This is a genomic window from Variovorax paradoxus NBRC 15149 (assembly GCF_001591365.1).
Lineage (GTDB): Bacteria > Pseudomonadota > Gammaproteobacteria > Burkholderiales > Burkholderiaceae_C > Variovorax > Variovorax paradoxus.
This window is the reverse complement of sequence record NZ_BCUT01000007.1, coordinates 564,274-577,684: the sequence shown is the minus strand read 5'-3', so window position 1 is coordinate 577,684 and position 13,411 is coordinate 564,274. Positions and strand designations below refer to the sequence as shown.

At 66.2% G+C, this 13,411-nt stretch carries 13 protein-coding genes; 10 read left to right on the top strand and 3 right to left on the bottom strand.

The window, feature by feature from the left end; translation table 11 throughout:
- Position 1: 1 nt before the first annotated feature.
- Entirely contained in the window at positions 2 to 1,033 is a 1,032-nt protein-coding gene (locus VPA02S_RS28285; RefSeq protein ID WP_018904538.1) for a class I fructose-bisphosphate aldolase, read from the bottom strand.
- A gap of 55 nt (positions 1,034 to 1,088) precedes the next feature.
- A complete protein-coding gene (locus tag VPA02S_RS28280) occupies positions 1,089 to 2,261 on the bottom strand; it encodes an NAD(P)/FAD-dependent oxidoreductase (RefSeq protein ID WP_018904539.1) in 1,173 nt (390 codons plus the stop codon).
- Positions 2,262 to 2,348: 87 nt separating this feature from the next.
- On the opposite strand from VPA02S_RS28280, the gene VPA02S_RS28275 reads away from it, so the two are divergent.
- The 4 genes from VPA02S_RS28275 (at position 2,349) to VPA02S_RS28265 (ending at position 5,252) form a co-directional block, all read left to right on the top strand.
- On the top strand, positions 2,349 to 3,242 hold the full coding sequence (locus VPA02S_RS28275) for a LysR substrate-binding domain-containing protein (protein WP_012748096.1): 894 nt from the start codon (positions 2,349 to 2,351) through the stop codon (positions 3,240 to 3,242).
- A gap of 220 nt (positions 3,243 to 3,462) precedes the next feature.
- Positions 3,463 to 4,134, top strand: coding sequence for a peptidoglycan recognition protein family protein (locus tag VPA02S_RS31580; RefSeq protein WP_018904540.1), 672 nt, complete (start codon positions 3,463 to 3,465; stop codon positions 4,132 to 4,134).
- Positions 4,131 to 4,694, top strand: coding sequence for a hypothetical protein (locus tag VPA02S_RS28270; protein WP_018904541.1), 564 nt, complete (start codon positions 4,131 to 4,133; stop codon positions 4,692 to 4,694). Before VPA02S_RS31580 ends, VPA02S_RS28270 begins: the two co-directional genes overlap by 4 nt.
- A gap of 99 nt (positions 4,695 to 4,793) precedes the next feature.
- Positions 4,794 to 5,252 (top strand): GNAT family N-acetyltransferase, encoded by a 459-nt coding sequence (locus VPA02S_RS28265; protein ID WP_012748099.1) that lies wholly within the window; start codon positions 4,794 to 4,796, stop codon positions 5,250 to 5,252.
- A 22-nt stretch (positions 5,253 to 5,274) separates the two neighbouring features.
- Here the strand turns inward: VPA02S_RS28265 and VPA02S_RS28260 are convergent, their stop codons facing one another.
- On the bottom strand, positions 5,275 to 5,727 hold the full coding sequence (locus tag VPA02S_RS28260; protein ID WP_012748100.1) for a MerR family DNA-binding protein: 453 nt from the start codon (positions 5,725 to 5,727) through the stop codon (positions 5,275 to 5,277).
- Between the two features lie 245 nt (positions 5,728 to 5,972).
- Here VPA02S_RS28260 and VPA02S_RS28255 point away from each other — a divergent pair, with 245 nt between their 5' ends.
- The 6 genes from VPA02S_RS28255 (at position 5,973) to gsiD (ending at position 13,411) form a co-directional block, all read left to right on the top strand.
- Entirely contained in the window at positions 5,973 to 6,938 is a 966-nt protein-coding gene (locus VPA02S_RS28255) for a MurR/RpiR family transcriptional regulator (protein WP_018904542.1), read from the top strand.
- The gene (locus VPA02S_RS28250; protein WP_012748102.1) at positions 6,935 to 7,897 is read left to right on the top strand and encodes an isoaspartyl peptidase/L-asparaginase family protein; all 963 of its coding nucleotides are present in this window, start codon (positions 6,935 to 6,937) and stop codon (positions 7,895 to 7,897) included. Before VPA02S_RS28255 ends, VPA02S_RS28250 begins: the two co-directional genes overlap by 4 nt.
- Positions 7,898 to 7,922: 25 nt before the next feature.
- Positions 7,923 to 9,800 carry a dipeptide ABC transporter ATP-binding protein gene (locus tag VPA02S_RS28245; protein ID WP_062366822.1) on the top strand — a complete coding sequence of 626 codons (1,878 nt, stop codon included), beginning with the start codon at positions 7,923 to 7,925 and terminating at the stop codon, positions 9,798 to 9,800.
- 70 nt (positions 9,801 to 9,870) lie between these two features.
- Positions 9,871 to 11,421, top strand: a complete 1,551-nt coding sequence (gsiB, locus tag VPA02S_RS28240; protein WP_018904544.1) for a glutathione ABC transporter substrate-binding protein GsiB — start codon at positions 9,871 to 9,873, stop codon at positions 11,419 to 11,421.
- Between the two features lie 138 nt (positions 11,422 to 11,559).
- Positions 11,560 to 12,480, top strand: coding sequence for a glutathione ABC transporter permease GsiC (gene gsiC, locus VPA02S_RS28235; RefSeq protein WP_012748105.1), 921 nt, complete (start codon positions 11,560 to 11,562; stop codon positions 12,478 to 12,480).
- A gap of 10 nt (positions 12,481 to 12,490) precedes the next feature.
- Positions 12,491 to 13,411: a glutathione ABC transporter permease GsiD gene (gene gsiD, locus VPA02S_RS28230; protein ID WP_018904545.1), complete on the top strand. Its 921-nt coding sequence runs from the start codon at positions 12,491 to 12,493 to the stop codon at positions 13,409 to 13,411.

Genomic DNA, 13,411 nt, shown 5'->3' with positions numbered 1-13,411 from the left:
CTCAGCCGGGCACCGGCGCATCGGCCCGCGCATCGTAGGCGCCGCGGCGCGCAGCCTGGTTGCAGCGGGCACGGTGCACCAGCGCCTGCTGCGCCACGGCAATGTTGGCGGCGTCGCCCTTCCAGGCGTCGAGCGCCGGCTGCTGGACCGCGCGCGAATACGAAAACGCCAGCGCCCACGGCAGGCGCGAACCGGCTCTCGCATTCATGGCATTCAACCGGGCCGATGCCAGCTGCGCCGACTGCCCGCCCGACAGGAAGGCAACGCCCGGCACGGCCGCGGGCACGGTGCGCCGCAGGCACGACACCGTGGCGCCGGCGACTTCTTCCACGCTCTCCTGCTTCGGGCTGTCCTGCCCGGGCAGCACCATGTTGGGCTTCAGCAGCATGCCTTCGAGCAGCACGCCCTGCAGGCGCAGCTGGGCGAACACCGCATGCAGCGTCTCCTCGGTAATTTCCGCGCAGCGCGCGAGGGAATGGCCGCCTTCCATCAGCACCTCGGGCTCGACGATGGGGACAAGCCCGGCCTCCTGGCACAAGGCTGCGTAGCGGGCCAGCGCATGGGCGTTGACCTCGATGCATGCACGGCTGGGCAGGCCGGGGCCGGGCGTGATGACGCCGCGCCATTTGGCGAAGCGCGCGCCCATGCCGGCATATTCGGCCAGCCGTTCGCGCAGGCCGTCCAGGCCTTCGGTGACTGTCTCCCCGGGGTGGCCCGCCAGCGGCTTCGCGCCGGTGTCGACCTTGATGCCCGGAATGATGCCCGCGCCGCTGAGCACCGAGACGAAGGACGCGCCCGATTTCGTCCGCTGGCGGATGGTTTCGTCGAAGAGGATGGCGCCGCTGATGGACGCGCCGAGGTTCGGCGCGGTGACGATCAACTCGCGCCAGTCGCGCCGCGCGTCCTCGGTCTGCGGAATGCCCAGTTTGGCGAAGCGCTTGTGGCAGGTGGCGTTGCTCTCGTCCATCGCGAGCAAGCCCTTGTCGCCGGCGACCAGCGCCCGGGCGGTGTCGATCAATGCCTGTGCAGTCATGATGATGAGACCCTCACTTGCTTGGAAAGATCGTACGCCTCCACCCGCGCCGAGGCTAGATCACGTTCTTCTCGACGAGCGGCCGGTTCTCCAGAATTCGCGCGAACGACACCGGCGACAGGTCGAGGCTGCGGTATTTGCCATGACGGATGAGTTCCGCCACGCCGCGCCCCGCCGCCGGGCACTGCTGGAGCCCGTGCCCGGAGAAGCCGTTGGCGAAGAACAGGTTGTCGCAGTCCGGGTGCAGGCCCAGGATTGCGTTGTGGTCGAACAGGTTCATCTCGTAGTAGCCGGCCCATGCACCGGTCATGCGGATGGCCTCGAAGGCGGGCACGCGGCGCGCCAATGCGGGCCAGATGAAATCGTCGAAGACGCGGTAGTCGACTTCGAGCGGTGCGTCGTCGCGGTCGCGGTCCTGGGGCGGCGCAAAGCCGCAGATGAAGCGCCGGCCTTCGGGGCGCAGCCAGATGCCCGAGGTGTCGATCACCAATGGGCAGCCCGGCAGGGTCTCGGGGCACGAAAAACTGAACACCATGCGGCGGCGCGCGCGCACCGGCAGATCGATGCCGGCCCAGCCCGCCACCCTCGCGGCCCAGGCGCCGGCGGCGTTGACCACCACGTCGGCCTCCAGCACGTTGCCGATGTCCAGTTCCACGCCGGCCACCGTGCGGCCGCTGCGCTTCAATCCCGTGGCCTGCGACTGCACATAGCGCGCCCCCTGCGAAATGGCTTTCTTGCGAAAGGCCTGCAACAGGCTGTAGCCGTCGTACCAGCCCTCGCCCGAAAGGCCCAGCGAGGCCAGCGCAATGCCCTCGGCCGACATCCATGGAAAGCGCGCCTGCAGCGTGTCGGGCGCCAGCAGGACCACATCGACGCCGTGCGCCTTCTGCACCGCGTGGTTCTCGCGCAGCACCTCGAGGCCCTCCGGCGGCGCCAGGTACAGGTAGCCCGGCTCGACCAGGCCGATGTCGGGCACGTTGTCGCCGACGCGCAGGTTTTCGCCCAGCTGGCGGAAGAAGTCGATGCCGTAGAGCGACATCTCGATGTTGATGGCGCTCGAGAACTGCTGCCGGATCGAACTGGCCGACAAGGCCGACGAGGCCTGCGTGTACGAAAAATCGCGCTCGACCACGGTGACGTCGAACGGCTCCTCCTGCGGATCCCGGTTGAGAAAATAGGCGATGGCGGAGCCGATGGCACCGCCGCCGATGATCACCACACGACGCATGAAATTCCTTTCTTGCTGTTCGCCGACAGATCCAATCCGCGCGAGCCGCCGCAAAAAACCGCGAGCCCGGCACGCAGAATAGCAACGATGAGAAAAGACATTCCCAACCTGGGTGCCTTGCAGGCCTTCGAGGCCTCGGCGCGCCTGGGGAGCTTCACCCGCGCGGCGGCCGAACTCGCGCTCACGCAAAGCGCGGTCGGGCGGCAGGTGGCCACGCTCGAGCAGCGGCTGGGCGTGGCGCTGTTCTCGCGCGTGCGGCGGCGCCTCACGCTCACCGACACCGGGCGCGAGTACGCGGCGCGCATCCGCCGCCACCTCGACCAGATCCGGCGCGACACGCAGGAGATCAGCGCCGGCCACGACATGGGCTTTGTGCTCGAAGTGGCCGTGGTGCCCACCTTCGCCACGCAATGGCTGATCCCGCGGCTGCCCGATTTCAGCCGGCGGCACCCCAACATCACCGTCAATCTCTCGGCGCGCTCGCAGCCCTTCTCGTTCCAGGAGAACGCCTACGACGCGGCCATCTATTTCGGCGACCAATTCTGGCCCGGCACCCAGGGCGGGCTGATCTTTTCCGAAGGCCAGATGGTGCCGGTCTGCAGCCCCGCCTTCCGCGACGCCAACGGGCCGTGGGACGAATCGGCCTTCGAGCGCTGCCGCCACGTGCACCTGGGCACGCGCGCCCATGCCTGGCGCGACTGGTATGCGCAGCAGGGCTGGGACTACACGGTGCACGCCTCGCGCGGACCGCGCTACGAGCTCTTCACCATGGTGACCGCCGCCGCGGCCGCCGGCATGGGCGTGGGCCTGGCGCCGCGCATCCTGATCGAGCGCGAGCTGCGCACCGGCGAGCTCGTGATCCCGATCGACCGGCACCTGGAGGTGCGCCAGGGCTACTACTTCGCCTACCCCGAGGGCCGGCCGGCCTCCGGGGCGCTGGAGCACTTCGAGCGCTGGGTGCTTGGGCTCGCGCCGTCCTAGATGGGATTGGGATTGCGCTCGAGGAATCCCTGCTGGTGCCAGTACTCCGCGCTGTCGAACATGTTGATGCGGACCAGGAGTAGTTAACAAAGCCTTCACTGAGTCCCGTTCGGAGGCCTGTAGCATGTGCCGCGAGAGGCGATCTGTGCGCGGCGTCTGATCCCGCAAGAAACGCCTCTCAAGAGAAAACGACAACTAATAAATTTTCAGGAGGAACCACATGCTTGTCGAAATTGACGAAAACGGAATGATTAGTCACGCGCGAGTCAGAAATGCTCGCAGCCCCGTAATCGAACGAGGCAGGCGAACCGGCGCAATCACGGGCATCGTCGTGCATCAGACCGATGCCGATACCTCGGCGTCTTCATTGAACAGCTACAAGCGCCCGAAGGCGAATGGCGCGCACTTTCTCATCGATACGGATGGAACCATCTATCAGACCGCTGCAATCTATCAGCGCACGAATCACGTCGGACCGCTGAAGGCGAGATGCCTCGCCGTAGGGGCCGCAATGCCGTGCAACCTGCGCGACTATGCGAATGCAGGAGTGGAAGGAATGCATCGCATTGAAATGCGCAAGCCGCCCAGTGATCGTTATCCGAGCAACATGGAGGCCATCGGGATAGAGATGGTTGGCAGGGCAGCGCTGCCGGTAGGCTTCAAGCCAATTAGTGAACCAGCAAAGTGGACGCTCGAAAGACAACGAGGTGAGTTCGGCATATTCGCTACCCCGACTGCGGCTCAAAATCTATCTCTCTCCTGGCTTGTCAAGGCGCTTGAAGATTCCATGCAGATTCCTTCGAGTGAAATCTTTCGTCATCCCGTGGTCAGCAGAAAGAATCCAACGGAAGCGCGAGGCGCAAACTGGAGTCTTCCCGTACCAACGCCATGAACAAGACCCATATTCTCGCGACCGTGGCGGCGCTGATCTTGGCCTCACTCGCATCTCCAGCGCAGGCAGCCGACAAGCGCTATCCCCTCGCATATGTGCAGAAAGTGGAGATCACAGAACCTTCAGGCCGAACTGCCTGGGAAGACAAGGACGTCCTTGACTGCGACGATGTCGTGCTGACAGAAGAGGATGTCCGCTATGCCTTGCAACACATGCGCAGGGTTTCATGGAAGGCCTACGACCCCGAAAACACCGACACCACGGGGTGTAAAGGGAGCGTGCTCGTTACCTTCCAGAACGGGAAGGTCCTCGCCATCGGCGTTGAGCCCACGGGGCGGATCAGCACCCAAGAGTACGACGCAAAGATGAAGCTCGCGGCCAGTCCACCGGGCTTCTACGATTGCGCTCCTTGCGGCGAACGCAAGATGGCACTCCTGAAGGACGCGCTGTATCGCGCGCACGAGCGAGCGCTGAGGAAACTGGCAGCTGAAGGGAAATTTCCGCCTGACGAGGTAGAGCGCCGGTTGAAGTGGTTCCGGGGAAGCCGCGAAAAGCCCTGACGCGCCCACCACCGCAAAACTTTCCCAAACCTGCTTCTGCGGGTTTTCTTTTGGCCCCCGGGCCACCATAAGATTCCGTGAACCAATGAAGTCGTCCGCATGAACATTGCCCTCGAACGCCCCGGCCAACCCGATGTCATCCAGCTCATCAATGACCTCGATGCGTACCAGAAGCCGCTGTACCCGCCCGAGAGCCACTACGGCATCGACATTGCAGCGCTGTCGGCGGCCCACGTGCTCTTTGCGGTCGCGCGCGACGAGGCCGGCACGGCCATCGGCTGCGGCGCCCTGGTCATGAACCCCGGCTACGGCGAACTCAAGCGCATGTACGTGCGCCCACAGAGCCGCGGGCAAGGCGTGGCCGCGAAGGTGCTGGGCTTTCTCGAAGCCGAAGCAGCGGCATGCGGATGCGCCGTGTTCCGTCTGGAGACGGGCGTGCACCAGCCCGAGGCGCTCGCGTTCTATGCGCGCGCGGGCTATGCGCGGCGCGAGCGCTTCGGCGACTATCCCGACGATCCGCTGAGCGTGTTCATGCAGAAGGAGAAAGCGGCGGCATAACCCGCTGCGCGGGCCGGCCGGCTCACCGCGCCTCGCAGCCGGCGAACCCCTCAAGCCCGGCCAGCTCATCCAGGATCGGGCATTCCGGGCGCTCGTCGCCTTCGCAGCAATGGGCCAGGCGCTCCAGCAGGCGCTGCATGTGCGCCAGCTCCTCGATCCGCTGCGCGAGGTCGTCGGCCCGCTCGAGCGCGACGCGCTTCACATCGAAGCTCGCGCGATGTCCGTCGCGCCACAAGGCGTGCAGCTCGACGACCTCCGGTGTTTCGAAACCCAGCGCGTGCGCCCTTCGCACGAAGCGCAGCGTCGGCACGGCGCGTTCGTCATAGCGGCAGCCATCGCCGTCGGTACGCGCCGTGCCGTCGAGCAGTCCGAGCGACTCGCAGTCGCGCAGCAGTTGCGCAGATGCGCCGGAGCGCGCAACAACCTCGGCAAGAGACAAGCGTGCCCCAGCAGCCGGTACCGTGGGATGTTCCATGGAGTTCTCCTTCCAGAGCCAACAAAGAACAAAGTCTCGGCCTTCACACCGTGGGAGAGTCAAGAAGCCGCATGGTGGGCTTCCAAGATGAAGTCAGGGTAATCCCTTGGTTTCACGCCAAAACCCCTCGTTCCTGGCCCGCTACTTGCGATATCGTTCGAAAATGACAGAAAATTTTCTTATCTGACATATATTTGTAAATTCATTTTCATTGCGCGCACCCTTCGAGGTGCATCGCCCGCCCCATGAGCACCAACGTCGACACCAATGGCACCACCGTGGCCCAGCGCATTGCGCAGGCGCTGCCGCGGCTGACGCGTTCGCACCGCCAGGTGGCCGACTTCGTGCTGGAACACCCGCTGCAGGTCGCCACGCTGCCGATCGACGAGCTCGCGGCCGCGGTCGGCGTGTCGGTGGCCACGGCCAACCGCTTTGCACGGGCGCTGGATTTCGACGGCTACGCCACCTTCCGCGCCGAGCTCGTGCGCGGCTTCGAATCGCTGGTGGCGCCGGTGGAGCGGCTGCGCGGCAACCTGGCGCATCCGACCACCGTGGCCGAGGTGTTTGCCACCGCGCTCGACGAGAGCCGGCGCAACATCGAGGCCACGCGCCAGTCGCTCGACTACGCCGCCTGCGACGCCGCGGTGCAGCGCATCCTGAAGGCGCGCTCGATCTACATCGGTGGCTTTGGCGCCAGCGCCTGGCTCGCGGGGCTGCTGCAGCACGGGCTGGACGGCAGCTGCAACGACGTGCGGATGCTGTCCAGCGTCAGCGGCGTCACGCATGCGGCGCGCACGCTCACGCACGCTGGTCCGCAGGACCTGTTCATCGGCCTGACCTTTCCGCGCTACCTCACCGACACGGTGGCGCTGGCGCAGATCGCCAAGGGCCAGGGCTGCGCCGTGCTGGCGCTGACCGACCGTCCGAGTTCGCCGCTCGCGCCGCTGGCCGACGTGGCGCTCTATTGCCAGACCGAGACCAGTTACCGGCCGAACTGCGAAACCAGCGTGCTGGCATTGATCGAGGCACTGACCAGCGCGGTGGCGCTGCGTGCGCCGCGCGCGGTGCAGTCCGCGAGCCGCATCCTGCAGGCGGTGCGGCCCTGGCTGCACGGCGCACAGGGCCTGCCGCGGGCGGAAGTCTCCTCGGCACTGCCCGCCGGCGCGGCACCGGCCGGGGCCGCTAGGAAAAAGAAGAAAGCCTCCTCATGAAGAACAACAGCATCACGCCCGTCATCGCCATTCACGGCGGTGCCGGCACCATCAGCGCCTCCACCACCAGCGCGGCGCAGGCGCAGGCCTATCACGACGCCTTGCGCAAGATCGTGCAGGCCGCGCAGGCGCAGCTGCTCAAGGGCGCATCCGCGCTCGACGCGACCTGCCTCGCGGTCGAGCTGCTCGAAGAGTGCCCGCTCTTCAACGCGGGCCACGGCGCAGTGTTCACGCACGAGGAAACCCATGAACTCGACGCCGCCGTGATGGACGGCGCCACGCTCGCGGCCGGCGCCATTGCCGGCGTATGCCACGTGCGCCGCCCGGTGCGCGCCGCGCGTGCCGTGCTGGAAGACGGCGCCCATGTGCTGCTGGCCGGCGCGGGCGCCGAAGCCTTCGCGCGCGAGCACGGCCTTGAAATGGTCGAGCCCTTCTTCTTCTCCACCGAGGCGCGGCGCCAGCAGCTCTACCGCGTGCGCGACACCGGCCGCGTGGTGACGGACCACGAAGGCGCGGCCATGACGCCGCCGCTCGACGAGGACAAGAAATTCGGCACCGTGGGCGCGGTCGCGCTCGACATGCACGGCCACCTGGCCGCGGCCACCTCGACCGGCGGCATGACCAACAAGCGCGTCGGCCGCATCGGCGATTCGCCGCTGATCGGCGCCGGCACCTATGCCGACGACCGCACCGCCGCCGTGTCCTGCACCGGCAGCGGCGAAATGTTCATCCGCGTCGCCGCCGCCTACGACATCTGCGCCCGCATGGCCTATGGCAGCGCCACGCTCGAAGCCGCCACGCACGCCGTGGTGCACCAGTCGCTGCCCGCCATCGGCGGCACCGGCGGGCTGATCGCCATCGACCGCCACGGCAACCTGAGCCTCGCCTTCAACACCGAAGGCATGTACCGCGGCCACGCGCGCGGCGACGAGGCACCCGCAACAGCCATCTTCGCCTGACACGCACACGTTTTTTTCTCGCACCATGTCCTCCCCTTCCCTCGCCCTGCCAGACGGCCGCGTTCTCGCCGTCGACGATCTCACCGTGCGCTTCTCGACCTCCGAGCGCACGGTCGATGCGGTCAAGAACCTTTCCTTCCACGTCGACCATGGCGAAACGCTCGCGGTGGTCGGCGAGTCGGGCTCGGGCAAGTCGGTGACCTCGCTCGCGCTGATGCGGCTGGTGGAACACGGCGGCGGACGCATCCTGGGCGGACGCATGGCCTTTCGCCGCCGCAATGGCGAAGTGCTCGACCTCGCACAGGCGCGCGACACCGAGATGCGCAACATCCGCGGCGCCGACATCGCGATGATCTTCCAGGAGCCGATGACCTCGCTCAACCCGGTGTTCACCGCCGGCGAGCAGATTGCCGAGGCCATCCGCATCCACCAGGGCAAGAACAACGCGGCCGCGCGCGCCGAGGCGCTGCGCATGCTGGAGCTGGTGCGCATTCCCGAAGCGCGCAACGTGCTCGACCGCTTTCCGCACCAGCTCTCGGGCGGCATGCGCCAGCGCGTGATGATCGCGATGGCGCTGTCGTGCAAGCCGCAGCTGCTGATTGCCGACGAGCCCACCACCGCGCTCGACGTGACCATCCAGGCGCAGATCCTCCAGCTCATCCGCGAGCTGCAGAAGGAGATGCGCATGGGCGTGCTCTTCATCACGCACGACATGGGCGTGGTGGCCGAGATTGCCGACCGCGTGCTCGTGATGTGCCGCGGCGACAAGGTCGAAGCGGGCAGTTCCGATACGGTGTTCGCATCGCCGCAGCACCCCTACACCAAGGCGCTGCTGTCGGCCGTGCCCAAGCTCGGCGCGATGCAGGGCACCGACCTGCCCGCCAAGTTCGAGCTGCTGCGCACCGAGGGCACGCCCGAGACCGTGCCCTGCACGCACACCACGCCAGAGAGCACCGTGCGCGAAGGCGCCGGCCCGATCCTGCGCGTGCGCGACCTTGTCACGCGCTTCGACGTGCGCAGCGGCCTGTTCGGCCGCGTGAAGCGCCGCGTGCATGCGGTGGAAAAGATCAGCTTCGACCTCTACCCCGGCGAGACGCTGGCGCTGGTCGGCGAGTCGGGCTGCGGCAAGTCGACCACCGGCCGCTCGCTGCTGCGCCTGGTCGAAAGCCAGAGCGGCGCGATCGAGTTCGGCGGCCAGAACATCCGCGAGCTGCCCACGCGCGAGCTGCAGGCGCTGCGCCGCAACATCCAGTTCATCTTCCAGGACCCGTTCGCCTCGCTCGATCCGCGCGTGACGGTCGGCTTCTCGATCATGGAGCCGCTGCTCATCCACAACATCGCCAAGGGCGCCGAGGCGCAGCAGCGCGTCGACTGGCTGCTGCAGAAGGTCGGCCTGCCGCCCGAGGTGGCGCAGCGCTATCCGCACGAGTTCTCGGGTGGGCAGCGCCAGCGCATCGCGATCGCACGCGCGCTCGCGCTCAACCCCAAGGTGGTGGTGGCGGACGAATCGGTGTCGGCGCTGGACGTGTCGATCCAGGCGCAGATCGTCAACCTCATGCTCGACCTGCAGCGCGAGCTGGGCGTGGCCTTTCTCTTCATCTCGCACGACATGGCGGTGGTGGAACGCATCAGCCACCGCGTGGCCGTGATGTACCTCGGCCAGATCGTCGAGATCGGCCCGCGCCGCGCCGTGTTCGAAGCGCCGCAGCACGCCTACACCCGCAAGCTGATGGCCGCGATTCCGGTGGCCGACCCGTCGCGCCGCCACAAGCCGCGCGCGCTGCTCGAAGGCGAGATCCCGAGTCCGATCCGCGCCGTGGGCGACGAACCCGACGTGCCGCCGCTGGTGCAGGTGGCGCCCGGCCACTTCGTGGCGCGGCATGCCATCGGCGGCGCCTTCTGAGCGACCGGCAGATTTTTTTCAACCCGCAGGCCCTCCTGCTTTTTTCTCGAACCGACTGGAGTTTCTTTCCATGAAGCAATCTTCTTCCTCCCTGCGATGGGCATCGGCGCTGCTGGGCCTGGCCGCACTGGCTGCATCGGGCACGGCACTGGCCGCGAAAGACGTGGTGCTGTCGATCGGCTACCAGCCCGAAACGCTGGACCCGTACAACACCAACACCACCATCACCACGGCCGTGACCAAGACCTTCTATGAAGGCCTGTTCCAGTTCGACAAGGACCTGAAGGTGCAGAACGTGCTGGCCGAGAGCTACGACGTGTCGAAGGACGGCCTGGTCTACACCATCAAGCTGCGCAGCGGCGTCAAGTTCCACGACGGCACCGACTTCAACGCCGAAGCCGTGAAGTTCGTGCTCGACCGCGTGCTGAACCAGGACAACAAGCTGCTGCGCTACAACCAGTTCAACCGCGTGGGCAAGGTCGAGGCGCTCAACCCCACCACCGTGCGCATCACGCTCAAGGAGCCCTTCGGCCCCTTCATCAACTCGCTGGCCCATGCCTCGGCCGCGATGATCTCGCCCACCGCGCTCAAGAAATGGGGCAACAAGGACATCGCCTTCCACCCCGTGGGCACCGGCCCCTTCGAATTCGTCGAGTGGAAGCAGACCGAAGCCGTCAAGGCCAAGAAGTTCGACGGCTACTGGAAGAAGGGCTATCCGAAGATCGACACGGTCTCGTGGAAGCCGGTGCTCGAGAACAACACGCGCGCCGCGATGCTGCAGACCGGCGAAGCCGACTTCGCCTATCCCATTCCCTATGAGCAGGCCGACCTGCTGAAGAAGAGCGAGAAGCTCGAAGTGGTGGCCACGCCGTCGATCATCACGCGCTTCCTGGCCTTCAACATGCTGCAGAAGCCCTACGACAACCCGAAGGTGCGCGAAGCCATCGGCTATGCCATCAACAAGGAGGCGCTGGCCAAGGTTGCATTCGGCGGCTACGCGTTCCCCGCGCAAGGCATCGTGCCGCAGGGCGTCAAGTACGCCGAGAAGATGGCGCCCATTCCTTATGACCTGAAGAAGGCCAAGGAGCTGATGAAGGAAGCCGGCTACCCCGATGGCTTCGAGTCGGTCCTGTGGAGCGCCTACAACAACACGACCAGCCAGAAAACGATCCAGTTCGTGCAGCAGCAGCTCGCGCAGATCGGCATCAAGCTGCAGGTGCAGGCGCTCGAAGTGGGCCAGCGCACCGAGCAGGTGGATGCATGGCCCGATCCGAAGACGGCCAAGGTCCGCATGTACTACACGGGCTGGTCGTCGTCGACCGGTGAAGCCGACTGGGGCCTGCGCCCGCTGTTCGCCTCGGAAGCCTGGGCCCCCAAGCTCAACAACATGTCGTTCTACAAGAGCGAGGTGGTGGACAACGCGCTGGCCAAGGCGCTGGTGACGGTCGACGAAAAGGAACGCACCGCGCTCTACAAGACCGCGCAGGAAGAGATCCGCAAGGACCTGCCGCGCGTGCCGATGGTCACGGAGCAGAACCTGTCGGCGCATGCCAAGCGCTTGTCGGGTGTGTTCGTGATGCCTGACGGCAACATCAACATCGACGCAATCGCGATTAATTGATCCACCCCCGAAGCGGCTCACTTTGTGTAGCCGCCTCCCCCTCAAGGGGGCGACACCTGCGGCCCGGCGGAGCCGGTTCCGCGGTGTCTCCCGACTAGGGCCTCAAAAGGCCCCGAGAGGCCTGATCGCCTATATGCCATGCTGAATTACTTCCTCAAACGACTGTTGGGCCTGATCCCCACGCTGCTCATCGTGGCCGTGCTGGTGTTCCTGTTCGTCCACATGCTGCCCGGCGATCCGGCGCGACTTGCCGCTGGCCAGGAGGCCGACGAGCAGACCGTGGCCATGGTCCGCGCGGAACTCGGGCTCGACAAGCCGCTGCCCCAGCAGTTCGTGAGCTTCTTCTCCCACATGCTGCAGGGCGACTTCGGCACTTCGATCCGCACGCGGCGGCCGGTGTCGATGGAGATCGGCGAGCGCTTCTTCCCCACGGTGATGCTGACCATCACCAGCATGGTGTGGGCCGTGATCTTCGGCATGGGCATCGGCATTGTTTCTGCCGTGTTCCGCAACCAATGGCCCGACCGGCTCGGCATGACGCTGGCCGTGTCGGGCATCTCCTTTCCGGCATTTGCCCTCGGCATGCTGCTGATGCAGATCTTCTCGGTCCAGCTCGGCTGGCTGCCCACGGTGGGCGCGAGCAGCTGGAAGCACTACATCCTGCCCTCGATCACGCTGGGTGCCGCGGTGGCTGCCGTGATGGCGCGCTTCACGCGCGCTTCGTTCGTCGAAGTGATCCAGGAAGATTTCGTTCGCACCGCGCGTGCCAAGGGCGTGCGCGAGCGCACCGTCATCATCAAGCACTGCCTGCGCAACGCGCTGATCCCGGTGGTCACGATGATGGGCCTGCAGTTCGGCTTTTTGCTGGGCGGCTCGATCCTGGTCGAGGCGGTCTTCAACTGGCCGGGCCTCGGGCGCCTGCTGGTCGACGCCGTGCAGATGCGCGACTACCCCGTGATCCAGACGCTGGTGCTGCTGTTCTCGCTCGAGTTCATCCTGATCAACCTCGTGGTGGACGTGCTGTACGGCTACATCAACCCGACCATCCGCTACAAGTGAGGCAGCCGACATGACGCAAGCCACCGGCGTGACTGCCGAATCGATCACTCCGCCCGTCGTGGCGGTCCAAACTGCGGGCAAGGTCCGCACGCCCTGGGGCGAATGCTGGCGCCGCTTCAAGAAGCAGCCCGTGGGCATCGTCGCGGCGCTGTTCGTGCTGCTGCTGGTGCTCGTCGCGGTGTTCGCGCCGTGGATCGTGCCCTTCGACCCGGAGAACTTCTTCGACTACGACATGCTGAACACGGGGCCTTCGGCCACGCACTGGTTCGGCGTCGATCCGCTGGGGCGCGACATCTTCAGCCGCATCCTGATGGGTGCGCGCATCTCGCTGATGGCGGGCTTTCTCTCGGTGCTGGTGGGTGGCTTCGTCGGCACGGCCTTCGGCCTGCTCGCGGGCTACTACGAAGGCTGGTGGGACCGCATCGTGATGCGCATCTCCGACGTGCTCTTTGCCTTCCCCGGCATTCTTCTGGCGCTTGGCGTGGTTGCCATCCTCGGCAGCAGCATGACGAACGTGGTGGTGGCGGTGTCGGTGTTCAGCGTGCCGGCCTTCGCGCGGCTGGTGCGCGGCAACACGCTGGTGCTCAAGCAGCAGACCTACATCGAGGCCGAGCGCAGCATCGGCGCATCGGACTGGACCATCATCGTGCGGCACATCCTGCCGGGCACCATCTCGTCGATCGTCGTGTATTTTTCGATGCGCGTGGGCACCTCGATCATCACGGCCGCCAGCCTCTCGTTCCTGGGCATGGGCGCGCAGCCGCCCACGCCCGAATGGGGCGCCATGCTCAGCGAAGCCCGCGCCGACATGGTGACCTCGCCGCACGTGGCGCTGTTCCCGAGCCTGGCCATCTTCTTCACCGTGCTGGCGTTCAACCTGCTGGGCGATGCACTGCGCGACGCGCTCGATCCGAAGATCGACCGCGAATAA

What these genes read in the sequence shown, in the direction of transcription:
- VPA02S_RS28250 (WP_012748102.1), top strand. Translation starts at nt 6,935, where the DNA reads ATGAAGAACAACAGCATCACGCCCGTCATCGCCATTCACGGCGGTGCC.
- VPA02S_RS28245 (WP_062366822.1), top strand. Translation starts at nt 7,923, where the DNA reads ATGTCCTCCCCTTCCCTCGCCCTGCCAGACGGCCGCGTTCTCGCCGTC.
- gsiD (WP_018904545.1), top strand. Translation starts at nt 12,491, where the DNA reads ATGACGCAAGCCACCGGCGTGACTGCCGAATCGATCACTCCGCCCGTC.
- VPA02S_RS28255 (WP_018904542.1), top strand. Translation starts at nt 5,973, where the DNA reads ATGAGCACCAACGTCGACACCAATGGCACCACCGTGGCCCAGCGCATT.
- gsiB (WP_018904544.1), top strand. Translation starts at nt 9,871, where the DNA reads ATGAAGCAATCTTCTTCCTCCCTGCGATGGGCATCGGCGCTGCTGGGC.
- gsiC (WP_012748105.1), top strand. Translation starts at nt 11,560, where the DNA reads ATGCTGAATTACTTCCTCAAACGACTGTTGGGCCTGATCCCCACGCTG.
- VPA02S_RS28280 (WP_018904539.1), bottom strand. Translation starts at nt 2,261, where the DNA reads ATGCGTCGTGTGGTGATCATCGGCGGCGGTGCCATCGGCTCCGCCATC.
- VPA02S_RS28270 (WP_018904541.1), top strand. Translation starts at nt 4,131, where the DNA reads ATGAACAAGACCCATATTCTCGCGACCGTGGCGGCGCTGATCTTGGCC.
- VPA02S_RS28275 (WP_012748096.1), top strand. Translation starts at nt 2,349, where the DNA reads ATGAGAAAAGACATTCCCAACCTGGGTGCCTTGCAGGCCTTCGAGGCC.
- VPA02S_RS31580 (WP_018904540.1), top strand. Translation starts at nt 3,463, where the DNA reads ATGCTTGTCGAAATTGACGAAAACGGAATGATTAGTCACGCGCGAGTC.
- VPA02S_RS28265 (WP_012748099.1), top strand. Translation starts at nt 4,794, where the DNA reads ATGAACATTGCCCTCGAACGCCCCGGCCAACCCGATGTCATCCAGCTC.
- VPA02S_RS28260 (WP_012748100.1), bottom strand. Translation starts at nt 5,727, where the DNA reads ATGGAACATCCCACGGTACCGGCTGCTGGGGCACGCTTGTCTCTTGCC.
- VPA02S_RS28285 (WP_018904538.1), bottom strand. Translation starts at nt 1,033, where the DNA reads ATGACTGCACAGGCATTGATCGACACCGCCCGGGCGCTGGTCGCCGGC.